The 23602-nt window shown below is 68.7% G+C and carries 22 protein-coding genes and 1 pseudogene; 10 read left to right on the top strand and 13 right to left on the bottom strand.

From position 1 onward, the window contains the following. Positions 1 to 120: 120 nt before the first annotated feature. Entirely contained in the window at positions 121 to 909 is a 789-nt protein-coding gene (gene ipdF, locus BHQ18_RS26120) for a (5R,7aS)-5-hydroxy-7a-methyl-1-oxo-2,3,5,6,7,7a-hexahydro-1H-indene-carboxyl-CoA reductase (RefSeq protein WP_069416564.1), read from the bottom strand. Then, positions 906 to 2057 carry an acyl-CoA dehydrogenase IpdE1 gene (ipdE1, locus tag BHQ18_RS26115; protein WP_069416563.1) on the bottom strand — a complete coding sequence of 384 codons (1152 nt, stop codon included), beginning with the start codon at positions 2055 to 2057 and terminating at the stop codon, positions 906 to 908. The genes ipdF and ipdE1 overlap by 4 nt, the downstream gene beginning before the upstream one ends. A 47-nt stretch (positions 2058 to 2104) precedes the next feature. Between ipdE1 and fadD3 the strand changes: the two genes are divergently transcribed. The 5 genes from fadD3 to BHQ18_RS26090 are packed head-to-tail and all read left to right on the top strand — an operon-like array spanning position 2105 to position 7849. Continuing rightward, the gene (fadD3, locus tag BHQ18_RS26110; protein WP_069416562.1) at positions 2105 to 3649 is read left to right on the top strand and encodes a 3-((3aS,4S,7aS)-7a-methyl-1,5-dioxo-octahydro-1H-inden-4-yl)propanoate--CoA ligase FadD3; all 1545 of its coding nucleotides are present in this window, start codon (positions 2105 to 2107) and stop codon (positions 3647 to 3649) included. After that, positions 3649 to 4773, top strand: coding sequence for an acyl-CoA dehydrogenase family protein (locus BHQ18_RS26105; protein WP_069416561.1), 1125 nt, complete (start codon positions 3649 to 3651; stop codon positions 4771 to 4773). Before fadD3 ends, BHQ18_RS26105 begins: the two co-directional genes overlap by 1 nt. A 4-nt stretch (positions 4774 to 4777) precedes the next feature. Beyond that, a complete protein-coding gene (locus BHQ18_RS26100; RefSeq protein ID WP_069416560.1) occupies positions 4778 to 5743 on the top strand; it encodes an acyl-CoA dehydrogenase family protein in 966 nt (321 codons plus the stop codon). Further along, complete coding sequence (ipdE2, locus tag BHQ18_RS26095; protein WP_069416559.1) at positions 5740 to 6681, top strand: acyl-CoA dehydrogenase IpdE2; 942 nt, start codon at positions 5740 to 5742, stop codon at positions 6679 to 6681. The genes BHQ18_RS26100 and ipdE2 overlap by 4 nt, the downstream gene beginning before the upstream one ends. A gap of 10 nt (positions 6682 to 6691) precedes the next feature. Further along, positions 6692 to 7849, top strand: a complete 1158-nt coding sequence (locus BHQ18_RS26090) for a pyridoxal phosphate-dependent aminotransferase (RefSeq protein ID WP_069416558.1) — start codon at positions 6692 to 6694, stop codon at positions 7847 to 7849. Here the strand turns inward: BHQ18_RS26090 and BHQ18_RS26085 are convergent. The 4 genes and pseudogenes from BHQ18_RS26085 to xylA form a co-directional block, all read right to left on the bottom strand. Then, positions 7846 to 9114: a sugar ABC transporter permease gene (locus tag BHQ18_RS26085; protein WP_069416578.1), complete on the bottom strand. Its 1269-nt coding sequence runs from the start codon at positions 9112 to 9114 to the stop codon at positions 7846 to 7848. The two genes, BHQ18_RS26090 and BHQ18_RS26085, sit on opposite strands and share 4 nt — an antisense overlap. 37 nt (positions 9115 to 9151) lie before the next feature. Beyond that, positions 9152 to 9928, bottom strand: coding sequence for an ATP-binding cassette domain-containing protein (locus BHQ18_RS26080; RefSeq protein WP_069416579.1), 777 nt, complete (start codon positions 9926 to 9928; stop codon positions 9152 to 9154). Further along, positions 9928 to 10994 (bottom strand): annotated as a pseudogene (locus BHQ18_RS26075) (sugar ABC transporter substrate-binding protein). The gene BHQ18_RS26080 and the pseudogene BHQ18_RS26075 overlap by 1 nt, the downstream one beginning before the upstream one ends. Before the next feature lie 28 nt (positions 10995 to 11022). Then, positions 11023 to 12246 carry a xylose isomerase gene (gene xylA / locus BHQ18_RS26070; protein WP_069416557.1) on the bottom strand — a complete coding sequence of 408 codons (1224 nt, stop codon included), beginning with the start codon at positions 12244 to 12246 and terminating at the stop codon, positions 11023 to 11025. Positions 12247 to 12346: 100 nt separating this feature from the next. Between xylA and BHQ18_RS26065 the strand changes: the two genes are divergently transcribed. Continuing rightward, positions 12347 to 13489, top strand: coding sequence for an ROK family transcriptional regulator (locus BHQ18_RS26065; protein WP_069416556.1), 1143 nt, complete (start codon positions 12347 to 12349; stop codon positions 13487 to 13489). Between the two features lie 34 nt (positions 13490 to 13523). Then, positions 13524 to 14804, top strand: a complete 1281-nt coding sequence (locus BHQ18_RS26060; protein WP_069416555.1) for an HNH endonuclease — start codon at positions 13524 to 13526, stop codon at positions 14802 to 14804. On the opposite strand, the gene BHQ18_RS26055 is transcribed toward BHQ18_RS26060, so the two are convergent. Genes BHQ18_RS26055 through BHQ18_RS26045 form a run of 3 tightly spaced genes read right to left on the bottom strand, consistent with a single transcriptional unit; the run spans position 14785 to position 18784 of the window. After that, entirely contained in the window at positions 14785 to 16683 is a 1899-nt protein-coding gene (locus BHQ18_RS26055; protein WP_069416554.1) for an acetoacetate--CoA ligase, read from the bottom strand. The two genes, BHQ18_RS26060 and BHQ18_RS26055, sit on opposite strands and share 20 nt — an antisense overlap. After that, positions 16680 to 17426: a 3-hydroxybutyrate dehydrogenase gene (locus BHQ18_RS26050; RefSeq protein WP_069416553.1), complete on the bottom strand. Its 747-nt coding sequence runs from the start codon at positions 17424 to 17426 to the stop codon at positions 16680 to 16682. Before BHQ18_RS26050 ends, BHQ18_RS26055 begins: the two co-directional genes overlap by 4 nt. Further along, a complete protein-coding gene (locus BHQ18_RS26045; protein WP_069416552.1) occupies positions 17423 to 18784 on the bottom strand; it encodes an MFS transporter in 1362 nt (453 codons plus the stop codon). The genes BHQ18_RS26050 and BHQ18_RS26045 overlap by 4 nt, the downstream gene beginning before the upstream one ends. A gap of 72 nt (positions 18785 to 18856) precedes the next feature. Here BHQ18_RS26045 and BHQ18_RS26040 point away from each other — a divergent pair, with 72 nt between their 5' ends. Continuing rightward, entirely contained in the window at positions 18857 to 19825 is a 969-nt protein-coding gene (locus BHQ18_RS26040) for a LysR family transcriptional regulator (RefSeq protein WP_069416551.1), read from the top strand. 49 nt (positions 19826 to 19874) lie between these two features. Here BHQ18_RS26040 and BHQ18_RS30215 read toward each other — a convergent pair whose 3' ends face one another. Next, positions 19875 to 20042, bottom strand: a complete 168-nt coding sequence (locus BHQ18_RS30215) for a hypothetical protein (RefSeq protein ID WP_165614601.1) — start codon at positions 20040 to 20042, stop codon at positions 19875 to 19877. 152 nt (positions 20043 to 20194) lie between these two features. Here BHQ18_RS30215 and BHQ18_RS26035 point away from each other — a divergent pair, with 152 nt between their 5' ends. After that, the gene (locus BHQ18_RS26035; RefSeq protein WP_069416550.1) at positions 20195 to 20968 is read left to right on the top strand and encodes an alpha/beta fold hydrolase; all 774 of its coding nucleotides are present in this window, start codon (positions 20195 to 20197) and stop codon (positions 20966 to 20968) included. Further along, positions 20968 to 21222, top strand: coding sequence for a fibronectin-binding protein (locus tag BHQ18_RS26030; protein ID WP_109789417.1), 255 nt, complete (start codon positions 20968 to 20970; stop codon positions 21220 to 21222). The genes BHQ18_RS26035 and BHQ18_RS26030 overlap by 1 nt, the downstream gene beginning before the upstream one ends. Positions 21223 to 21242: 20 nt before the next feature. Here BHQ18_RS26030 and hsaB read toward each other — a convergent pair whose 3' ends face one another. Genes hsaB through hsaD form a run of 3 tightly spaced genes read right to left on the bottom strand, consistent with a single transcriptional unit; the run spans position 21243 to position 23598 of the window. After that, complete coding sequence (hsaB, locus tag BHQ18_RS26025) at positions 21243 to 21809, bottom strand: 3-hydroxy-9,10-secoandrosta-1,3,5(10)-triene-9,17-dione monooxygenase reductase subunit (protein WP_069416548.1); 567 nt, start codon at positions 21807 to 21809, stop codon at positions 21243 to 21245. Between the two features lie 2 nt (positions 21810 to 21811). Continuing rightward, positions 21812 to 22711 (bottom strand): iron-dependent extradiol dioxygenase HsaC, encoded by a 900-nt coding sequence (gene hsaC / locus BHQ18_RS26020; protein WP_069416547.1) that lies wholly within the window; start codon positions 22709 to 22711, stop codon positions 21812 to 21814. After that, entirely contained in the window at positions 22708 to 23598 is an 891-nt protein-coding gene (gene hsaD, locus BHQ18_RS26015) for a 4,5:9,10-diseco-3-hydroxy-5,9,17-trioxoandrosta-1(10),2-diene-4-oate hydrolase (protein WP_069416546.1), read from the bottom strand. Before hsaD ends, hsaC begins: the two co-directional genes overlap by 4 nt. Positions 23599 to 23602: the final 4 nt, after the last annotated feature.

Genomic DNA, 23602 nt, shown 5'->3' with positions numbered 1-23602 from the left:
CTGTCTATAGGAACCGTCGGCGTATTCACTGCCTTTTACTTCGCCGCGTACACCGCAAGCAAGCGGTGGGTGGTACCGCGCCAAGCATATGGGCGCCATCAGCGGCAAAAGCCCTGACCGTCAGGCCCGCTGACTGGAAACCGAAATCACCTCTCCGGTCAGGTAACTGGAGTACTCGCTGGCCAGGAACGCGATCGTGGCGGCGACCTCCCACGGCTCGGCCGCGCGCCCGAACGCCTCGCCTTCGGACAGCCGGTCCAGCAGGTCCGAGCTGCTGGTCTTCTCCAGGAACTTGTGGCGCGCGATGCTCGGCGAGACCGCGTTGATCCGCACGCCGTACTCGACCGCCTCGATCGCACTGCACCGCGTCAGCGCCATCACCCCGGCCTTGGCTGCGGCGTAGTGCGACTGCGAATGCTGTGCGCGCCAACCCAACACGCTGGCGTTGTTGACGATCACTCCGCCATGGCCGGCGTCACGGAAGTACCGCAGCGCGGCCCGCGTCGCACGCATCACCGAAGTGAGTGTGACGTTGAGGACGCGGTCCCACTCCTCGTCGGTCATGTCGACGACGGGTGTCTGCCCGCCCAGGCCGGCGTTGTTCACCAACACGTCCAGCCGCCCCATCCGCGCGGTCGTCGACGCGATCAGCGCATCCACCTGCGCGGTCGACGTGACGTCGCACACGACGCTCTCGACCCGGCCCATACCGAGTTCGCTCAACTGGTCGCGGGTTTCACCCAGGCGACGCTCATGGTGGTCGGAGACGACGACGTCGGCGCCTTCGGCCAGCGCCCGGCGCGCCACCGACGACCCGATACCGGTTCCCGCCGCGGCCGTCACCACGACGACCTTGCCGGCCAGAAGGCCGTGTCCCTCGATCTCTTTCGGAGCTTCTGACAGGTTCACGACGGCCTGGCCTCCCTCGGTAGGCCGAGCACCCGCTCGGCGATGATGTTGCGCTGCACCTCGTTCGAGCCGCCGTAGATGGTGTCGGCCCGGGAGAACAGGTACAGCCTCTGCCATTCGTCGAAATCGCCGTCGGTCAGGGTCAACCCCTCGCGGCCGAGCACGTCCATCGCGATCTCACCGAGCTCACGATGCCAGTTGGCCCACAACAACTTCGACACGTTGTCCTGCCCGGGTTGCTCGACGTCCATGGTCGCCAGCGCATACGACCGCATTGTCCGCAACCCCGCCCACGACCGGGTCAACCGCTCGCGGATCAACGGATCATCCGCCGCACCCGTGCGTTTCGCCAATTCCGCCACCCCGGACAGCTCACGCGCGTACTCGATCTGCTGCCCGAGCGTCGACACCCCGCGCTCGAATGTCAGCGTGCCCATCGCGACCCGCCACCCGTCGCCCGGCTCCCCCACCACCAGAGACGCCTCAGTGCGGGCGTCGTCGAAGAACACCTCGTTGAACTCCGAATCGCCGGTCAACTGCACGATCGGGCGGATCTCCACACCCGGCTGCTCCAGCGGCACCAGCAGATACGACAGACCGGCGTGCCGCTTGGAACCCTTCTCGGTGCGCGCGACGACGAAGCACCACTGCGCCCAGTGCGCCAGCGACGTCCACACCTTCTGCCCGTTGATGACCCACTGATCGCCGTCCAACTCTGCGGTCGTCGCGACGTTCGCCAGGTCGCTGCCCGCCCCCGGCTCGGAGTAGCCCTGACACCACAACTCGGTGACGTCGAGGATCTTCGGCAGGAACCGCTTCTGCTGTTCGGGCGTGCCGTAGGCGATCAGCGTCGGGCCGAGCAGTTCCTCGCCGAAGTGGTTGACCTTCGCCGGAGCGTTCGCGATCGCGTACTCCTCGTAGAACGCCACCCGGTGCGCGACCGTCAACCCACGGCCGCCGTGCTCTTCGGGCCAGCCCAGGCACGTCAGCCCCGCCGCCGCCAGGTGCTGGTTCCACGCCCGTCGTTCCTCGAACGCCTCGTGTTCGCGCCCGGGCCCGCCGAGCCCCTTGAGCGCCGCGTATTCGCCGACGAGGTTGTCGGCGAGCCAGTCACGGACCTCGGCCCGGAACTCCTCGACCTCAATCACCCTTGTAGGCTAACCTACCAAGCACTTGCTTTGTTAAGGGAGCGTCGATGACTTCGGATCCAAGGACCATTCCCCAGGTCTTGGATGACGTCGCCGACCGATTCGCCGACCATCCGGCCCTGGTCACCGACGACCGCACGTTCACCTACGCCCAGCTGCGCGACGAGGTCCGCCGCGCTGCGGCCGCGATGGTCGCTTCGGGTATCGAAGCCGGCGATCGAATCGCGATCTGGTCCCCCAACACGTGGCACTGGGTGGTCGCCTGCCTGGGCGTCCACCACGCGGGCGGCGTCGTCGTCCCGCTCAACACCCGCTACACCGCCAGCGAGGCCACCGACATCCTGGCCCGCACCGAAGCCCCGCTGCTGTTCGCGTCGGGCGAGTTCCTCGGTGCCGACAAGGCGGCCTCCGTCGACCGCACCGCCCTGCCGAAGCTGCGGGACGTGGTGCGGGTGCCGGTCGAGAAGGCCGACGGCACCTGGGACGAGTTCATCGCGACCGGAACCGATCTGGCCGCCGTCGACCGACGCGCCGCCGCGGTGCGGCCCGACGACGTGTCCGACATCCTGTTCACCTCCGGCACCACCGGCCGCAGCAAGGGCGCGCTGTGCGCGCACCGCCAGTCGCTGGCCGCCCCGTCCGCCTGGGCCGAATGCGGACAACTCACCAGCGACGACCGCTATCTGTGCATCAACCCGTTCTTCCACAACTTCGGATACAAGGCGGGCATCCTGGCGTGCCTGCAGACCGGCGCCACCCTGATCCCGCAGCTGACGTTCGATCCCGAGAAGACGATGGCCGCCGTGCAGGAGCACCGCATCACCGTGCTGCCCGGTCCGCCGACCATCTACCAGACCCTGCTGGACCATCCCAGGCGCGCCGACTACGACCTGACCTCGCTGCGGTTCGCCGTCACCGGCGCGGCGACCATCCCCGTCGTACTGATCGAGCGAATGCAGACCGAACTCGACATCGACATCGTGCTGACCGCCTACGGCCTGACCGAAGCGAACGGGTTCGGCACGATGTGCCGAGCCGACGACGACGCCGTCACCGTCGCCACCACCTCGGGCCGACCGATCGCGGATTTCGAACTGCGCATTGCCAATCCGAGCGATGACGGCACAGGTGAGGTGCTGCTGCGCGGCCCGAACGTGATGCTGGGCTACCTCGACGACCCCGAAGCCACCGCGGCGGCGATCGACTCCGACGGCTGGCTGCACACCGGTGACGTCGGCGCGGTCGACGCCGACGGCAACCTGCGCATCACCGACCGGCTCAAAGACATGTACATCTGCGGCGGGTTCAACGTGTATCCGGCCGAGATCGAGCAGGTGCTGGCCCGCCTCGACGGTGTCGCGGAGTCCGCGGTGATCGGAGTGCCCGACGAGCGGCTCGGCGAGGTCGGCAAGGCCTACATCGTGGTCAAGCCCGGCGCCCAACTCAACGAAGACGACGTGATCGCCTACACCCGGGAGCATCTGGCGAACTTCAAGGTGCCACGTTCGGTCGAGTTCCTCGACGTCCTGCCGCGGAACCCCGGGGGCAAGGTGGTCAAACCGATACTGCGCGAGAGGGCTGGATCTTCCTGATGGACCTGAGTTTCGACGACGCCACCCGCGACTTCCAGGCCGAGGTGCGCGAGTTCCTTGCCGCGAACAAGGACAACTTCCCCACCAAGTCCTACGACACCGCCGAGGGGTTCGAGCAGCACCGCCGCTGGGACAAGGTGCTGTTCGACGCCGGCCTGTCGGTGATCACCTGGCCCGAGAAGTACGGTGGCCGCGACGCCAGCCTGCTGCAATGGGTGGTGTACGAGGAGGAGTACTTCCGCGCCGGCGCACCCGGCCGCGCGAGCGCCAACGGCACCTCGATGCTTGCCCCCACGTTGTTCGCGCACGGCACCGAGGAACAGCTCGACCGCGTCCTGCTGAAAATGGCCAGCGGCGAGGAGATCTGGGCCCAGGCGTGGTCGGAGCCGGAGTCGGGCAGCGACCTGGCGTCGCTGCGGTCCACGGCCGCGAGGACCGACGGCGGGTGGCTGCTCAACGGGCAGAAGATCTGGAGTTCCCGCGCCCCGTTCGGGGAACGCGCGTTCGGCCTTTTCCGCTCCGACCCCGAGGCCGAACGTCACCGCGGTCTGACGTACTTCATGTTCGACCTCAAGGCCGACGGCGTCACGGTGCGGCCGATCGCGCAACTCGGCGGTGACACCGGCTTCGGGGAGATCTTCCTCGACGACGTGTTCGTCCCCGACAACGACGTGATCGGCGACGTGCACGAGGGGTGGCGCGCGGCGATGAGCACGTCGAGCAACGAACGCGGCATGTCGCTGCGCAGCCCGGCCCGCTTCCTCGCGCCAGCCGAACGCCTTGTCGCGCAGTGGAAAGAGAACCCCGACCCCGCCTACGCCGACCGGGTCGCCGACGCCTGGATCAAGGCGCAGGCCTACCGCCTGCACACGTTCGGCACGGTGACCCGGGTGGCCGGCGGCGGTGAACTCGGCGCCGAGTCGAGCGTGACCAAAGTGTTCTGGTCCGACCTCGACGTGGCGATCCACCAGACCGCGCTGGACCTGCGCGGCGCGGACGCCGAGCTCGCCGACCACTGGACCGATGGCCTGCTGTTCGCCCTGGGCGGCCCGATCTATGCGGGCACCAACGAAATTCAGCGCAATATCATCGCCGAGCGCCTACTGGGGCTCCCCCGAAAGTAGACACATGAACTTCGAACTGGACGAACAGCAGCGCGACTTCGCCGCCAGCATCGACGCCGCACTCGGCGCCGCCGATCTGCCCGGCGCGGTCCGGGCCTGGGCCGCCGGGGACACCGCGCCGGGCCGCAAGGTGTGGGGACAGTTGGCCGATCTCGGCGTGACCGCGCTCCTGGTGCCCGAGAAGTACGACGGCATCGACGCGCACCCCGTCGACCTGGCGGTCGCTCTGGAACGACTGGGCCGCTGGTGCGTACCCGGACCCGTCGCCGAATCCATCGCGGTGGCACCGATTCTGCTGGCCGACGACGACCGCAGCGCCGCGCTGGCCGCCGGGGATCTCATCGCCACCGTCGCGCTGCCGCCGCAGGTGCCGCGCGCCGTCGACGCCGACTTCGCCGGGCTGATCCTGCTGGCCGGCGACGGCGCGGTGAGCGAGGCCGCGGTCGGCGCCCAGCACGAGTCCGTCGACCCCAGCCGAAAGCTGTTCGACGTCAACACCTCCGGTGATGGCCGACCGGCCGATGTCGCGCGCGCCTACGAGTTCGGGGCGCTGGCGACGGCCGCGCAACTGGTCGGCGCCGGCCAGGCGATGCTGGACATGTCGGTCGAATACGCCAAACAGCGCAGTCAGTTCGGCAAGGTGATCGGCACCTACCAGGCGATCAAGCACAAGCTCGCCGACGTGCACATCGCCGTCGAGTTGGCCCGTCCGCTGGTCTACGGTGCGGCGCTGGCCCTGGCAGATCAGGGGGCCGGTAGTCCCTCCGACACCGCGCGCGACGTCAGCGCAGCCAAGGCGGCCGCGTCCGACGCCGCGCTGCTGGCCGCACGCGCATCGCTGCAGACACACGGTGCGATCGGGTTCACCCAGGAGCACGATCTGTCGCTGTGGCTGTTGCGCGTGCAGGCGCTGCGGTCGGCGTGGGGTGATCCGACCATCCATCGTCGGCGCGTTTTGGAGGCGTTGTGAGCGAAGAACGGCAACTGCTGCGCGAAACCGTGGCCGCGCTCGTCGACAAGCACGCCCCGCCGGCGGCGGTGCGCGAGGCCATGGCGTCCGAACGCGGATACGACGAGTCGCTGTGGACGCTGCTGTGCGAGCAGGTCGGCGCCGCGGCGCTGGTGGTGCCCGAAGACCTCGGCGGCGCGGGTGGTGAGCTCGCCGACGCGGCCGTCGTCCTCGAAGAACTCGGCAAGGCGCTGGTCCCGACCCCGCTGCTGGGCACCACGCTCGCCGAGGTCGCCCTGCTGGCGGCCGACCAACCCGACGCCGAGGCACTCGAGGGACTCGCCGAGGGCAGCCGCGTCGGCACCGTGGTCTTCGACCCCGGCTACGTGGTCAACGGCGACGTCGCCGACGTCGTGATCGCCGCCGACGGTGACCGGCTGACCCGGTGGACCGAGTTCACCGCAACCCGCCTGGACGCGATGGACCTGACGCGCCGGTTGGCCCGCGTCGAAGGCCGGCAGAGCACCGACATCGGCGCGGACCCGGGGCTCGCCGACGCGGCCGCGCTGCTGCTGGCCGCCGAGCAGATCGGCGCCGCGTCACGCTGCCTGGACCTGACGGTGCAGTACACCAAGGACCGGGTGCAGTTCGGCAGGCCGATCGGCAGTTTCCAGGCGCTCAAGCACCGGATGGCCGATCTGTACGTCGCGGTGCAGTCCGCCCGCGCGGTGGTCGACGAGGTGGTCGCGGCTCCGTCGCCGACAGCGGCCTCGTTGGCCCTGTTCACCGCCACCGAGGCGTTCACCCGGGTGGCCGGCGAAGCGGTGCAGATGCACGGCGGCATCGCGATCACCTGGGAGCACGACATCCAGTTGTACTTCAAGCGCGCGCACGGCAGCGCGCAGCTGCTCGGGCCGCCGCGGGAGCATCTGCGCCGGCTCGAATCCGAGGTGCTCTAGCGTTGGAGGCGTGAGCGTCTCGCTGCGGTCCGGGATACCGCCGTTCTACGTGATGGACGTGTGGCTGGCCGCCGCCGAGCGGCAGCGCAGCCACGGTGACCTGGTCAACCTGTCGGCCGGGCAACCCAGCGCGGGCGCCCCAGCCGCGGTGCGGGCGGCCGCCAAGGAAGCCTTGGACACCACCGTGCTGGGCTACACCGTGGCGCTGGGCATCCCGGAGCTGCGGACCGCGATCGCCGGCCAGTACCTCGACCGGCACGGGTTGACCGTCGACCCGGACGACGTGGTCATCACGACCGGCTCCTCCGGCGGCTTCCTGCTCGCGTTTCTCGCCTGCTTCGACGTCGGGGACCGGGTGGCGATCGCGAGTCCCGGATACCCGTGTTACCGGAACATCCTGTCCGCGTTGGGGTGTGAGGTTGTCGAGATCCCCTGCGGTCTTCAGACCCGGTTTCAACCGACGGTGCAGATGCTCGAGGCGCTCGACCCGCCGGTGCAGGGTGTCATCGTCGCCAGTCCGGCCAACCCGACCGGCACGGTCATTCCGCCGCAGGAACTCGCCGCGATCGCCCGGTGGTGTGAATCCACCGGTGCGCGGCTGATCAGCGACGAGGTGTACCACGGCCTGGTCTACGACGGCGCGCCGGCCACCAGCTGCGCGTGGGCCACCTCGCGGGATTCCGTTGTGGTGAACAGTTTCTCGAAGTACTTCGCGATGACGGGCTGGCGGCTGGGCTGGCTTCTGGTGCCGAAGGAGCTGCACCGCGCGGTGGACCGGCTGACCGGCAACTTCACCATCTGCCCGCCGACGCTGCCGCAACTCGCGGCGGTGGCGGCGTTTCACCCCGACTCGATCGCCGAGTCCGATGCGCTGCTGCACCACTACGCCGCGAACCGGCTTCTTCTGCTCGACGGGCTGCGCGGCCTGGGTATCGAGCGACTGGCCCCGGCCGACGGCGCGTTCTACGTCTACGCCGACGTCTCCCACCTCACCACCGATTCACTGGCGTTCTGCTCGAAGCTGTTGAACGACACAGGGGTCGCGATCGCACCGGGGATCGACTTCGACCCGGCGCGCGGCGGTTCGTTCGTGCGCCTGTCGTTCGCCGGGCCGACCGGCGACATCGAGGAGGCGTTGCGCCGGATCGGCGGCTGGCTGGGTCCCTAGCCGAGCCCAGTTGTCGAGCGCCTGCGCCGGGAGATCGCGTCCACACTGGCCGCGAGCAGCAGCACGGCACCGGTGACCAGGAAGTTGATGTACGACGACTGGTTGAGCAGGCCCAGGCCGTTGGCGATGGTCGCGACCACCACACCGCCGATCACCGCGTCGACGGCCCGGCCCTTCCCGCCGAACAGGCTGGTGCCGCCGATGACGGCGGCCCCGACGGCGTACAGCAGCGTGTTGCCCCCACCGGAGGACGCCGACACCTTGCCCGCGTAGGAGGCGGCGATGATGCCGCTCAACGCCGCCAGCGACGAACAGACCACGAACACCGACACCCGGATCCGGTTCACCGAGATCCCGGCGCGCCGTGCCGCTTCGGCGTTGCCGCCGACCGCGTAGATGTGCCTGCCGTACGACGTGCGTTTGAGGACCACGGTCATCGCGATCAGCAGCACGAGGATCAGCGGCAGCACGTACGGGATGCCGCGGATCTCGGTGGCCGCGCTGACGCTGCGGTTGACGCTGAGCACGTAGGTGACGCCGAGGACCACCGCGGCCACCGCGGCCACCCGCGCGGCGACGACGCCCACCGGCGAGTGTGACAGCTGCAGCGTCTTCTTGCGCCGATGCTGGCCGAATTCCAGAGCCGCATAGCCGATCACGACGACCGCCGCGACCGCCCAGCCGGCGGTGACGGGCAGGTTGCTGATCGTCAGCCCGCGGATCACCGGATCGTCGACGCGCACCGAGCCGCCCTCGCCGATGAGCTTGAGCGTGACGCCCTGCAGGCCGAGGAAGAACGCGAGCGTAACCACGAACGACGGGATCCCGAGCTTCGCGCGCAGCAGTCCGATCGCCAGCCCGATGACTGCGCCGCAGGCGATTCCGGCCAGCAGCGCACTCCACCACGGCCAGTTCATGTTGACGACCGCCAGGCCCATCGTGCAGGCCGCCACACCGCCCGCGACCCCGGCGGACAGATCGATGTCGCCGACCAGGAGCACGAAGACCAGTCCCATCGCCAGCACACAGATCGCGCCGGCCTGGGTGATCAGGTTGGCCAGATTCAGCGCGGACAGGAACCGGTCGTTGGCCAGACCGAAGACGATGAACAACACGATCAGCCCGAGCACCGCGGGAAGTGACCCCATGTCGCCGCCGCGCACCCGACGCAGGTAGCCGCGCACCGCATCGCCGAAGGTCTCGTCGGCGCGCGTGTCGGCAGAGAAGCCCGGGTCGAGCGCGGGTTCGGTTCGCACAGCGGTCATTTCGAGGTCCTCTTCGGCCGGTGTCACGGTGCGGGGGTCACATCGATTCGGCGGCCTGCACCAGCCCGAGGCTTCCCGAGCGGCCCGCGGTGATGAGTTCGACCACCTGCCCGTGGGTGACGTCGGAGGCTTTGACGTCGGCGGCGACCCGGCCCAGATACAGCGCGCAGATCCGGTCGGCGACCTCGAACACGTCGTTCATGTTGTGCGAGATCAGCACCACCCCCAGGCCGCGGCGGGCCAGCCCGCGCACCAACTCGATCACCTGCCGGGTCTGCGCGACGCCGAGCGCGGCGGTCGGCTCGTCGAGCAGGACGACCTTGCTGTTCCACAGCACGGACTTCGCGATCGCCACGGTCTGGCGCTGTCCGCCGGACAGGCTCGAAACCGGTTGGCGCACCGACTTCACCGTGCGCACCGACAGTGAGCTCAGCGCCTGCCGAGCCATCGTCTCCATCCGCGCCTCGTCCAGCACGCCGCGGGTCTTGAGTTCACGGCCCAGGAACATGTTCTCGACGATGTCGAGGTTGTCGCACAGCGCCAGGTCCTGGTAGACCACCTCGACGCCGAGCGCGGAGACGTCGTTGGGGCTGCGCACCGTCACCGGTTCGCCTTCGAACAGGTAGCGGCCGCTGTCGATCGAATGGATGCCGGCGATCGCCTTGACCAGCGTCGACTTTCCCGCGCCGTTGTCGCCGACCAGCGCGGTCACCTGGCCCGGGTACACGCGGAAGTCGACGTCGTGCAGCACGTGCACGACCCCGAAACTCTTGTTGACGCCTTGGAGTTCGAGGATGGGCGCGCGGTCGTCCATCAGGCTCCTGCCGCCGAGCACATCGGCGCGAACTGGCCCGTGCACACCTCGTCCTTGGACTGGCCGCCGTCGTCGAACACGATGTCGACGTTGTCCTTGGTGATCGACTTCGGCGTCAGCAGCACCGAGGGCACGTCGCGCCCGCCGGTGTCGTCGCGTGAGGTGGCGGTGGTCGTCGGCTGCTCACCGTTGGCAAGCGCGATGGCCACCTCGGCGAGCGCGTTGGCTTCCTCGGTGGCCGACTTGTAGACCGTCATGCACTGGGTGCCGGCGAGGATGTTCTGCAGCCTTCGACCGTCGCGTCCTGGCCGGTGACGGGAACCTGACCCGCGCGCTTGTTCTTCTCCAGGATCGAGACGACCGAACCGGCGAGTCCGTCGTTGGCGGCGTACACACCGTCGACGCGACCGTCGGCTGCGGTGTAGAGCTGCTCGAAGATGGTGACCGCCTTGTCGGTGTCCCAGTCGGGCACCGCCTGCTCACCGACGATCGTGACCGACGGTGTCGCGTCGACCACCGAGTGCGCGCCCGTGCTGAACAGCGTGGCGTTGTTGTCGGTCGGAGATCCGTTGAGGAACACCACATTCGCGGGACGGCCGCCGAGGCAGTCGACCAGCCCCTGCCCCTGCAGTTCGCCGACCTTGGTGTTGTCGAACGACACGTAGACATCGGCCGAGCCGCCCAGCGTGAGGCGGTCGTAGTCGATGGTCTTGACGCCCTGGGCGGCGGCCTTCTGCTGGATGGAGGCGCCGCTGTCGGAGTCGAGGTTGACGATCGCCAGCACCGTGACCCCGTCGGCGATCATGCCGTCGGCGATGGTCGCCATCGTGTCGGCCGACCCCTCGGCGTTCTGGATCGTGTACTCGACGCCGGCGTTGCCGAACGCCTGCTCGAGCGCGGGGCGGTCCTTGGTTTCCCAGCGCACCGAGGATTTCGTGTCCGGCAGGATGACGCCGACCTTCCCGGCACCGGACTGCGCGCCCGTTTCGGTGTCTGATCCGCACGCCGTCAGGGTCATTCCGACCGCGACGACGGTGGTGAAGATCAGGGTGCTGGTTCGCTTCACGGATTCTCCTCTGTGATCGGATGGCTGGTCACCGGGCTCCCATCAGGTGCTCGACGGCGAGTTGATGCAAAGCCACGAAACCGCAGCCGTTTCCGCCGAAGTACGAGCCGGTGTCGAAGTCCTCGTACGCGCTGGTGTCGGCAAGCAGATCGGTGTAGGTCTCCCCGTCGAAGAGCGTCGGGTGCCGTAACTCGGCGACTCTGGCCGCAGCCATCGCCTCCTGGACGGCGGGGTCCGCACGGAACGCCGCTGCGCGCTGGCGCAGGAGCAGGTACATCCGCATGTTCGCCGCCGCCGAAGCCCACACCCCGGTGAAATCCTCTGTGCGGCTTGGTTTGTAATCGAAGTGCCGCGGCCCGTCATAGGCCGGCGTGCTGTCCGGGCCGCCGTGTTCGAGCAGGTCGACCAACGAGAAGGCGTTGATGAGGTCGCCGTGGCCGAACACCAGGTCCTGGTCGAACTTGATGCCGCGCTGGCCGTTGAGGTCGATGTGGAAGAGCTTGCCGCGGTCGAGGGCCTGGGCGATGCCGTGCATGAAGTTCAGGCCCGACATCTGCTCGTGGCCGGTCTCGGGGTTGACGCCGACGCGCTCGGGGTGGGCGAGGGTCTCGATGAAGGCCAGCGCGTGCCCGACGGTCGGCAGCAGGATGTCGCCGCGCGGTTCGTTGGGTTTCGGTTCGATCGCGAACCGGATACTGCTGCCCTGGTCGATTGCGTACTGGCACAACACGTCCAGCGCTTCGCGGTAGCGCTCCAGCGCGGCCCGCACATCCTTGGCCGAATCGTACTCGCTGCCCTCGCGCCCGCCCCACAGCACGAAGGTCTGCGCGTCGAGGTCGATGGCCAGATCGAGATTGTTGAGCACCTTGCGCAGCGCGAACCGCCGCACGGCACGGTCGTTGCTGGTGAAACCGCCGTCCTTGAACACCGGCTGGGTGAACAGGTTGGTGGTCACCATCGGCACCACCAGCCCGGACGCGTCGAGGGCTGAGGTCAACCGGTCGATGGCGCGGCGGCGTTCGGCCTCCGAGCTCCCGAATGCGAACAGGTCGTCGTCGTGGAACGTCACGCCGTAGGCGCCGAGCTCGGCGAGCCGGTCGACCGCTTCGACCGGATCGAGCGCGGGCCGGGTCGCCACACCGAACGGGTCGGCGCCGGTCCAGCCGACGGTCCACAACCCGAACGAGAACCGGTCTTCGCGTTTCGGGGTGAGCGCATCGGATACAGGGATGCTGGACTCCAGCACGGTCATCGGGGCTCCAAACAGCGATGCTAGGGTTTTGTTCTCCGAGCGAACATAAAATGTGGTCTGCGACACTGTCAAGGCCCGATGTGAGGGGGATGGTGGCCCAATGAGGGCGACGCAGGGCCGTATCGGCACCAGCAGCGACGATGTCCGGCGGCGGAATCTGTCCAGCGTGCTGACGCTGGTGCACCGCCAGCGCGCGGCGAGTCGCGCCGACCTCACCCGTCACACCGGGTTGTCGCGGTCGACCACGAAGGACCTCGTCGAGGAGTTGGTCGCCCGCGGCCTGGTCGAGGAATCGCCCGCGCTGGCGGCAACACAGGTCGGCCGGCCGAGTCCGATTGTGCGCCCGGGTGATCGGGCGCTGACGGTGGCCGTCACTCCCGAGGTCGACGCGGTCACCGTCGGCCTGGTTTCGCTCGGCGGGTCCGTTCGCCACGTCGTCCGCCACCCTGTCGATCTGCCGAGCCCCGAGCAAACAGTCACGCTGGCCGCGGACGCGATCGGCGATCTGCGGCGCACCCTGCGCGACGACCAGACGGTGATTGCCGTCGGCCTGGCGGTGCCCGGGTTGGTGTGCGGTCCGGATTCGGCGGTGCAACTGGCACCGAACCTCGGCTGGCACGACGTCGCTATCGGCCAGATGCTCAGCGATGCAATCGATCTGCCGGTTGTCGCCACCAACGACGCCAACGCCGGAGCCATCGCCGAGCACCTGTTCGGTCAGCACGAAGATGCCGACCACCTGATCTACGTCAACGGCGGCCCCAGCGGTATCGGCGCGGGTTTCGTGGTCGCGGGTGGTCTCCTCGAGGGCGCCTCCGGCTATGCGGGCGAGCTCGGGCACACCTACGTGGGCGGAAGCGACCAGTGCCACTGCGGAAGCGTGGGTTGCCTCGAGACCGTGGTCATCCAGGCACCGTTGACCCGACTGCTGTCCGACTCCGGCCGCCCGGAGCCGGATCCCGCCGAAGCCGACATGCTCGCCAGCCAGGCGCGCGCCTTGGCGATCGCACTCGGTAATGCCGTGAACATGCTCAACCCTGGCCTCATCGTGCTCGGCGGATTCCTGCGGGCGTTTCCGGCCTTCGCGGCGGCGGTGCTGCGCGAGGAGCTGGCGCGCCACTGCATGGCCGCACCGCGCGCGCTGGTGCGCATCGTGCCCGCCACACTGGGCGCCGAGACCCTGGTGATCGGGGCGGCCGAGATGGCGTTTGCGCAGGTGCTGGCCGATCCCGGCCGGTTCTGAAGAACTTGTCGGAGTCCCGGCGTATGGTCGGAATATGGTCGCACACGTGTTCGAAATCGACCCCGAGGCGAGTGAAGCTTGCCTGCGGGCGCAGGTCGAACACCTCGAGACGGTCAAGGCGCAGGCGGCCGCGGCTCAGGCCCGCGCGACCGCGGCGTGGAAGGCCAAACGCGACGCCGCCGAGCGGGCGGCCGGAATCCCGGCGAGCAAGCGGGGGCGGGGGTTGGCGACGGAGGTGGCGCTGGCCCGCCGGGAGGCGCCGGTGCAGGGCGGCCGCCATCTGGGCTTCGCGACGGCGCTGGTCGACGAAATGCCGTGCACGCTGGCGGCTTTGGAATGCGGTGCGCTGTCCGAGTGGCGCGCCACCCTGATCGTGCGGGAGTCGGCGTGTCTGAGCGTCGAGCACCGGCGCCGGCTGGACGCCCAGATGTGCGGTGACGTCTCGCGTCTCGAGGGTTGGGGTGACAAGCGGATCGCCGCGGAGGCCAAGCGGATCGCCTGTGAACTCGATGTCGCCGCGGTGGTGGACCGCAGCGCCAAGGCCGCCGAGGACCGCACTGTCACGATCCGCCCGGCGGCGGACTCGATGACGTATGTGACCGCGCTGCTGCCGGTGGCGCAGGGAGTCGGCGTGTACGCGGCGCTGAAACGCAGCGCCGACACCACTTTCGACGACCGGTCGCGCGGCCAGGTCATGGCCGACACCATGGTGGAGCGGGTGACCGGTCGACCGGCCGCACAACCGGTGGACGTCCACCTGAACCTGGTGATGGCCGATACGACGCTGATGGGCGATGACGACGCGCCCGCGTGGCTCGACGACTACGGTCCGCTGCCGAGCGCGATCGCACGGGGGTTGACCGGTGACGCGGTGGCCGACGCGGAGGCGAAGGCGATGCTGCGCCGGCTGTACCGGCACCCGCGAAGCGGCCAGCTGGTCGCAATGGAGTCACGCGCGCGGGTGTTCCCGAAAGGCTTGGCGGCGTTCATCGGATTGCGGGACCAGACCTGTCGCACGCCGTACTGCAATGCGCCGATCCGGCACCGCGACCATGCGGTTCCGAAGCACCGTGGCGGGCCGACCAGCGGGCTCAACGGTCTCGGCGCGTGCGAGGCCTGCAATTACGCGAAGGAAGCGCCGGGCTGGTCGGTGACCACCGTCGAGCGCGACGGGGTGCACGAGGCGGAGTTCACCACGCCGACCAGGGCGACCTACCGCTCGACCGCGCCGCCGGTCGCGGGGCCGCCGGTGCGCACCATCAGTCGACTGGAGGGCCGGCTGAGCATCGACCTGATCACGTTCGACGCTGCGTGACGTACCAGTCGAGCAGCGCGGGATCATCGACGGCGCTGCGTTCGACCACCTTGGCGGGGTCGGCGCCCTGGAACAGCTTCTTGATCGGCACCTCGAGCTTCTTGCCGGTGCGGGTGTGCGGGACGCCGGGCGCGACGATGATCTCGTCGGGCACGTGCCGCGGCGACACCTCCGAGCGGATGGTGTCGTTGATCCGGGCGCGCAGATCGTCAGTCAGGTCGTTGCCGTCGGTGAGCACCACGAACAGCGGCATCCAGTAGCCGCCGTCGGGCTGTTCGGCGCCGATGATCAGTGCCTCGGCGACCTCGGGTAGCCGTTCGACGGCCTGGTAGATGTCGGCGCTGCCCATCCGGATGCCGTGGCGGTTCAGCGTGGAGTCCGATCGGCCGTGCACAACGACGCTGCCGCGGTCGGTGATGGTGATCCAGTCGCCGTGTCGCCACACACCGTCGAACATCTCGAAATAAGCGGAGCGGTACCGTGATCCGTCGTCGTCGTTCCAGAAGGAGACCGGCATCGACGGCATCGGTTTGGTCACCACCAACTCGCCGACCTCGTCGCGCACAGGGTTGCCGGATTCGTCCCACGAGTCCAGCGCGCAACCGAGGTAGGGCGCCGACAGCTCGCCCGGCCACACCGGGACGGTCCGCACCCCGCCGATGAACGCCGACACCACGTCGGTGCCGCCGCTGATCGAGGCGACCTGCACATCCTCGCCGACGTTGTCGCGCAACCACAGCGACGACGACGGCGGCAGCGACGACCCGGTGATCCCGACCGTCCGCAGCGCCGACAGGTCGTGCTCTTTACGCGGCACCGCACCGGCCTTGGCACAGCCCAGCACGTAGCCGGGGCTGGTGCCCAGAACGGTCGCCTTGATCCGGCCCGCGATGTCCCACAGCGCATCCGGGCGAGGCGCGTTGGGGCTGCCGCCGTAGCAGACGATCGTCGCCCCGACCAGCAGGCCGGCGACCTGGAAGTTCCACATCATCCAGCTCGGGCTGGTGTACCAGAAGAACGTGTCATCCGGCCCGATGTCGCACTGCAGCGCAACGGCTTTGAGGTGTTCGATCAGGACGCCGCCGTGGCCGTGCACGATGCCCTTGGGTAGCCCGGTGGTGCCCGAGGAGAACAGGATCCACAGCGGGTGCGCGAAATCGACCGGCGTGGTCGCAAGCGTGTCGCCGCTGGACTCGGCGAGTTCGGAGGCCATCACGGTGGCCCGCAGCGTGGGCAACCCGGCCTGCAGCGCCTCGATGTCGTTCGCCTTGTCGTGAAACTTGCCGCCGTAGGTGTAGCCGTCCGCGGTCACCAGCACGACGGGCTCGAGTTGTCCGAGCCGGTCGAGCGCGGCCTTGGCCGAATAGTCCTGACCGCAGGCGCTCCAGATCGCCCCGATGCTGGCCGCACCGAGGAACGCGATCACCGCTTCGGGGATGTTGGGCAGGTAACCGATCACCCGGTCTCCGGCGGTCACCCCGAGCGACTGCAACCGCTCGGCGAACGCCGCGGCGCGTCCCAGCAGCTCCGACCAGGACACCTCGGTCGTCGCGCCACCCTCGGCGATGTTCAGGATCGCGGGGCGGTCGGGCCGCGCGTTACGCACCACCTGGTCGACATAGTTGAGCGTAGTGCCCGGAAACCATTGTGCGCCGGGCATTTCCATCGAGGTCAGCACGGTGTCCGGGCGGTCGCCGAGCTCGAAGTAGTCCCACAGCGCCGCCCAGAACGCGGCGGGTTCGTCGACCGACCACTGCCACAGCGACCGGTAGTCGGGCAGCGACAGCCCGGTCCGCCCGCTGACGAACTGCGCGAAATCGGTCACCCGGGCGTCGGAGACATCGGCGTCGGTCGGCGTCCACTGCGCGGTGGTGGTCACCGGGCGCTCCAGCCGCCATCCATCGTGTACGACGCCCCGGTCACCATCGCGGCGGCCGGCGACGCCAGCCACGCCACCAGCGAGGCAACCTCGTCCGGCTCGACAAGTCGCTTGATCGCACTCTCCTTCAACAAGATGTCCGCGATCACCCTATCTTCGGCAATGCCGTGCGTGCTGGCCTGATCGGCGATCTGCTTCGTCACCAGCGGCGTGCGCACGTAGCCGGGGTCCACGCAGTTGCTGGTGACCCCGTGCGGTCCGCCCTCCAGCGCCGTCACCTTCGACAGCCCCTCGATGGCGTGCTTGGCGGCGACGTAGGCGCTCTTGAACTCCGACGCCCGCAGTCCGTGCACCGACGAGATGTTGATGACCCGGCCGAACTCCTGCTCGTACATGTGCGGCAGCGCCGCCCGGATCAGCAGGAACGGCGCCTCCACCATCAGCGCAAGCATGAAGCGGAACCGTTCGGGCGGGAAGTCGGCGATCGGGCTGACATGCTGAACGCCGGCGTTGTTGACCAGGATGTCGACGTCGAGCCGCAGGTCCTCGAGCGCCGTGACGTCGGAAAGGTCGACCGCCCAGGCCTTTCCGCCGATCTCGTCGGCCACCTTCTCGGCGGCGGCCTCGTCGAGATCGGCCACCGTGACGGCGGCGCCGCGTCCGGCCAGTGTCCTGGCGCAGGCCGCGCCGATACCGCTGGCCCCACCGGTGACCAGCGCGCTGCGGCCGGCGAGGTCGCTCATACCGCCCCTGTCCTGGCCAGGTGTTCGCGGTCGGCGACGTCGAGGGTCTGAAGATCCAGACCCTTTGTCTCGCGGCAGAACAACGCCGCCACCAGCGTGATCGCCGCCGCACCCGCCAGATACAGGGCGATCGGGATCGCCGAGTCGAACTTGTCGAGCAGCCACGTCGCGATCGCGGGCGCCAGCGACCCGGCGACGATCGAGGTGACCTGGTAGCCGAGCGACACACCGGAGTAGCGCATCCGCGTCGGGAACATCTCGGCCATGATCGCCGGCTGCGGCGAGTACATCAGCGCGTGGATGATCAGGCCGAGGATGATCGCGGCCATGATCAGCAGATAGGACCCGCTGTTCATCATCGGGAACGCGAAGAAGCCCCACGTTCCGGCCAGCACCGCGCCGGCGATGTACACCGGGCGACGGCCGAACTTGTCGGACAGGCGGCCCACCTGCGGGATGACCACGAAGTGCACCGCGTGCGCGGCCAACAGCCACCACAGGATGTCACTGGTGTCGGCGCCGACGTGCGTCTTGAGGTACACGATCGAGAACGTGACCACCAGGTAGTACATGATGTTCTCGGCGAAGCGCAGCCCCATCGCGGTGAAAACGCCACGGGGATAACGCCGCAGCACCTCGAACACGCCATAGGACACGGCCTTGGTGCGTTCGACCTCTTCCTGCGCGGCCACGAAGATCGGCGCATCGGTGACCTTGGTGCGGATGTAGTAGCCGATCAGCACGACGACCGCCGACAGCCAGAACGCCACGCGCCAACCCCATGACATGAACGCGGCCTCGGGCAGCACCCCGGTGAGCACCAGCAGGACCACGGTCGCGAGCATGTTGCCCACCGGCACCGCCGCCTGCGGCCAACTCGCCCAGAACGCCCGCTTGTCGTTGGGGCTGTGCTCGGCGACCAGCAGCACCGCGCCGCCCCACTCACCGCCGACGGCGAAGCCCTGCAGGAACCGCAGCACCACCAGCAGAATCGGTGCCCACACACCGATCTGGTTGTAGGTGGGCAGACAGCCCATCAGGAACGTGACCGCGCCGACGAGAAGAATTGCGAACTGCAGCAACTTCTTTCGGCCGTACTTGTCGCCGAAGTGGCCGAACACGATGCCGCCGAGAGGCCGCGCGACGAAGCCGACCGCATAGGTCAGCAGCGCGGCGATCAGCCCGCTGGCCTCGCTGGTCCCCTCGGCGAAGAACACCTTGTTGAACACCAGCGTGGCGGCGGTCGCATAGAGGAAGAACTCGTACCACTCGACAACCGTGCCGGCCATCGACGCGACCACGACGCGCTTGAGACCGGTGGTGATCGGCCCACCTGACGACTCGTTGGTGACGCTCATCAGAAGACTCCTTCGGCTGTGATGGCGGGCACAGGCGGCTGTGAGTATTCATGCAGATACCCCCTGCGTGCAATGGCCAAAACCGCACCGCGTCTCTGCAAAAATGCAGGCGTGCTGTCTGATGTACCGCCGCCGGACGGGCTGGGATCCGAGCGGGGGCCCAGCGCCGACGACCTGTTGGTGCTGCTCGCGGTCGGCCGGACCGGCCGCTACAACCTCGCCGCCGAGGAACTCGGCCTCAACCACACCACGATCTCGCGCCGCATCGCCGCGCTCGAGGCGGCGATGGGTGGGCGTGTGCTGGTCCGCGGCAGCGGCGGATGGGAGCTGACCGACCTCGGCCGCGACGCACTGTCCGCCGCGGAGGCCGTGGAATCGGCGGTGCGGTCACTGCGCTCGGGCGACCGCAGCCTCAAGGGCGTCGTCCGGATCTCGGCGACCGACGGATTCTCCGCCTACATCGCCGCGCCGGCCGCCGCGCAGGTGCAGCGCGAGCATCCGAAAGTGGTTGTCGAGATCGTCGCCACCACCCGCCGCGCCACCCAGCAGCGATCGGGGTTGGACGTGGAGATCGTCGTCGGCGAACCCAAGGTGCACCGCGCCGAGGCCATCCGGCTCGGCGACTACTGCCTCGGGCTCTACGGCGCCCGCTCCTATCTGGCCGAACAGGGCACCCCGTCGAGCACCGCCGACCTCGAGCGGTACCCGCTGGTGTACTTCATCGACTCGATGCTGCAGGTCGACGACCTCGACGTGGCGGCCAGTTACACGCCCGCCATGCGGGAATCGGTCACCTCCACCAACGTCTTCGTCCACGTGGAGGCGACGCGAGCGGCGGCGGGGCTCGGGCTGCTGCCCTGCTTCATGGCCGACCGTCACGACGACCTGGTCCGCGTTCTGCCCGGCGACGTGTCGGTGCGGCTGACGTACTGGCTCGTCACCCGCGCGGAAGCCCTGCGCAGGCCCGAAGTCGCCGCCGTCGTCGACGCGATCCGCGCCCGGGTCCGCGATCAACAGGACGTGCTGTTGGGCCGGCCCTGACAACGAACAAGGCACCCCTTGCGGGGTGCCTTGTTCGTGTCGTGATCGCTCAGCGACTGTGGCGCACGGTGGTGTCGACCTGGGGCACGTTCACCGTCGGGTGAACCTTGTCCAACCAATCGAGGTGATCCACACCCGCCTGCGCCGGTCCTGCAAAGCCGACGAGGGTGGCGGTCATAAAGCTGGCGATCATGGCGGCGATACCGAACTTCCTCATTTTCTGTCCTCTTCCGTACTTCCTGCCGGTGGTTCTTCGCGCCGGTCTGATGGTGCAAACAGGCAGGTCAGCGCATTAATTCCGCTGGCAGAAATTGATCGGCGGTTGGCAGCATCTTGCGCGACGGGCCCGTCGCTGCTGCAGTTCATGGCATGCCGTACCTCGACCTTCCGACCGGCCGCGCCTACTACCGGCACTGGGCCGCCGCCGAACCGCGTGCCGCGGTGGTGTTCCTGCACGGCTTCGGTGAGCACACCGGCGTCTACCACCGCTACGGCTTCGCGCTGACCGCCGCCGGGATCGACCTGTGGGCGGCCGACCAGCTCGGCCATGGTCTGAGCCCCGGCGACCGCGGCGACTTCGGTTCGATCGAGGACAGCTCGGCGCTCGCCGACGCGCTCACCGAGATGGCCGGCCGCGACGGCAAGCCGCTGATCGCGCAGGGACACTCGTTCGGTGCGATCGTCACGCTGGTGCGGCTGCTGCAGCAGCCGGACCGCTACCGGGCCGGGGTGATCTCCGGTGCTCCGCTGGTGCCGAACCCGGCGATGCTGGACAGCGACACCTCGATCGCGCTGGATCCGGGCTGGCTGTCGGAGGATCCGTTCTACCTTGACCTGCTCGCCAACGACCCGCTGTCGTTCGTCGACGCCGACGGCGCCCCGATGGTCCGCGAACTCGACCGGGCCTGGGACCGGTTCGGCGCCGAACTGCCGAAGCTGACCGTGCCGACGCTGGCCGTGCACGGCAGCGCCGACCCGATCGCCGACGTCGGCGCGGTGCGCGCGTACGCCGACCAGATCGACGCGCTCGACCTTTACGAGGTGGCCGGCGGCCGGCACGACATCCTCAACGACGTGGCGCACCGCGAGGTGGCTTCGGCGATCGTCGACTTCGTGCGGGCCAAGGCGCTAGGGTCGGCGTGATGTTGAAGCGGTTCACGGTCGCGGCGCTCGTCGCCTGCGGTGCGACGTTGTTCACGGCGGCCCCCGCCGGCGCCCAGCCCGGCGGCCCGCCGCCGTGCGAGCTGGCGCTGGCGTTCCTGTGCAGGTACATCCCGATGGCGCCCGAACTCGACCACGACATCGACCTGACCCAGCAGCAGCCGCCTGCCGACCCGAACGCTCCGCTGCCGGAGATGCGGCCCCCGGCCGACCCGTGCGCGATGGGCTGCATCTGAGGCCATCCAGCGCGCCGGCGTCACAACCAGGTGTCGTCCGTGGTGGCGGTGAGGAAGGCCTCGAGGTCGTCGCGCCACTGCGCGGGGGTGTTCTTGTCCGGCTCGATGCCGGTGTACTGGCCGCGGTAGAACAGCAGCGGCCGGGGCTTGCGGTGCGGCACATCAGACAGGGAGTGCACGGCGCCGAACACGACGAAATGGTCGCCGCCGTCGTGCACCGAATGCACCGAGCAGTCGATGTGCGCGAGCGAACCGTCGATCACCGGGGAGCCCAGTTTCGAGAGGTGCCAGTCGATCCCGGCGAACTTGTCGGGCTCACGGGACCCGAACCGGGCCGAGACGTGCTGCTGTTTCTCGTGCAGCACGTTGACGCAGAAATGCCCGCTGGCCTCGATGGCCTGCCAGGATCTCGACATCTTCGTCGGGCAGAACAACACCAGCGGCGGGTCCAGCGACAGCGCGGCGAACGACTGGCACGCGAACCCGACCGGCGCATCCTCGTGAACCGTGGTGATGACCGTGATGCCGGTGCAGAACTGCCCCAGCACGCTGCGGAACGTGCGCGGGTCGATGGGCTCGGCCGTCACCGTTACTTGAAGCCCACGCTGAAGTCGTGGCCCCACAGGCTGACCGCCGTGCTCTCCCGCGCGACCCAGTCGTCGTCCTCGACCTGCAGTCCCTCACAACCGAATTCGACGTCGAAGCCGCCGGGCGTCTTCATGTAGAACGACAGCATCTTGTCGTTGACATGCCTGCCCAGCGTCGCCGACATCGGCACCTTGCGGCGCAGCGCGCGGTCCAGGCACAGCCCGACGTCGTCAGCCTCGCCGACCTCGACCATCAGATGCACGATGCCGCTGGGCGTCTCGCCGGGCATGAACGCCAGGCTGTGGTGGCGGGGGTTCACGCCGAGGAAGCGCAGCCACGCGGGGGCGCCGTCGGCGGGCCTGCCCACCAACTGGGGCGGCAGCCGCATCGAGTCGCGCAGGTAGAACCCGAGCACGTCGCGGTAGAAGTGCAGAGTCTCGGCGTCGTCGCGGGTGGTCAGCACCACGTGCCCCAGGCCCTGCTCCTCGGTGACGAACTTGTGGCCGTAGGGGCTGACGACTCGGCGGTGTTCGAGCGCGACCCCGTGGAACACCTCCAGGGTGTTGCCCGACGGGTCGTCGAAGCGGATCATCTCGTCGACGCGGCGTTCGGCGAGTTCGGCGGCCGTCGCCTCCTTGTACGGCACGCCCTCGACGTCGAGCCGGTTGCGGATGTCCTGCAGCTCGGCGGCGTTGGCTGTCTCCCAACCGGATTGGAGCAGCCGGTCATGGTCACCGGGAACGATGACCAGCCGCGCGGGGAACTCGTCCATCCGCAGGTAGAGCGCGCCGTCGGTCTGCCCCGAGCCCTCGACCATGCCGAGCACCTTGAGCCCGTACTCGCGCCAGGCCGCGACGTCGGTGGCCTCGATCCGCAGATACCCGAGCGATCTGATGCTCATCGCGAGCCTCCCAGGAAATCGATGGTGAGCTTGTTGAACTCGTCGAACTTCTCCAGCTGCGCCCAGTGCCCGCACTGCCCGAACACGTGCAGCTGCACGCGGGGAATCTGCTTGAGCGCCACCAGCGCACCGTCCAACGGGTTGACCCGGTCCTCACGACCCCAGATGAGCAGCACCGGCTGGCGCAGCTTGTAGACCTCGCGCCACATCATGCCGAGCTCGAAGTCGGCACCGGCGAACGACTTACCCATCGCCCGCGTCGCGGCCAGCGACTCGGGCTGGCTGGCGATCTCGAACCGCTCGTCGATCAGCTCCTCGGTGATCAGGTTCTGATCGAAAACCATGATGCGCAGGAACTTCTCGATGTTCTCGCGGGTCGGCTCGGCGGCGAACTTGCCGAGGAGCTTGACGCCCTCGGTCGGGTCCGGCGCGAACAGGTTCACCGAAAGCCCGCCCGGACCCATCAGCACGAGCCGGCCGGCCCGCTTCGGGTTGTCCAGCGCGAAGCGCACAGCGGTCCCGCCGCCCAGCGAATTACCCACCAGCGCAGCGCGTTCGATGCCGAGGTGGTCGAACAGGTTGAGCAGCGCGGTGGCGCTGTAGCGGTTGTACTGCTCGTGTTCGGTGTGCTTGTCGGAGTGCCCGTAGCCGGGCTGGTCGACGGCGATGACGTGGAAGTGCTTGGCCAGCACCCCGATGTTCTTCGAGAAGTTCGACCAGCTCGACGCGCCGGGACCGCCGCCGTGCAGCAGCACGATGGTCTCGGAGTGGCCGACGCCGGCCTCGTGGTAGTGCAGCCGCATGTCCTCGCGGACCTGCGCGTACCGCGAGGTCGACTCGAAGGTGATCTCGACCTGTTGCTCGGTTTCCTGAATGTAGGAGGTCATCGGG

Origin of the sequence: Mycolicibacterium flavescens, from assembly GCF_001722335.1 — a bacterium.
Taxonomy (GTDB): Bacteria; Actinomycetota; Actinomycetes; order Mycobacteriales; family Mycobacteriaceae; genus Mycobacterium; species Mycobacterium flavescens.
This window is presented reverse-complemented; position numbering and strand designations above follow the sequence as displayed.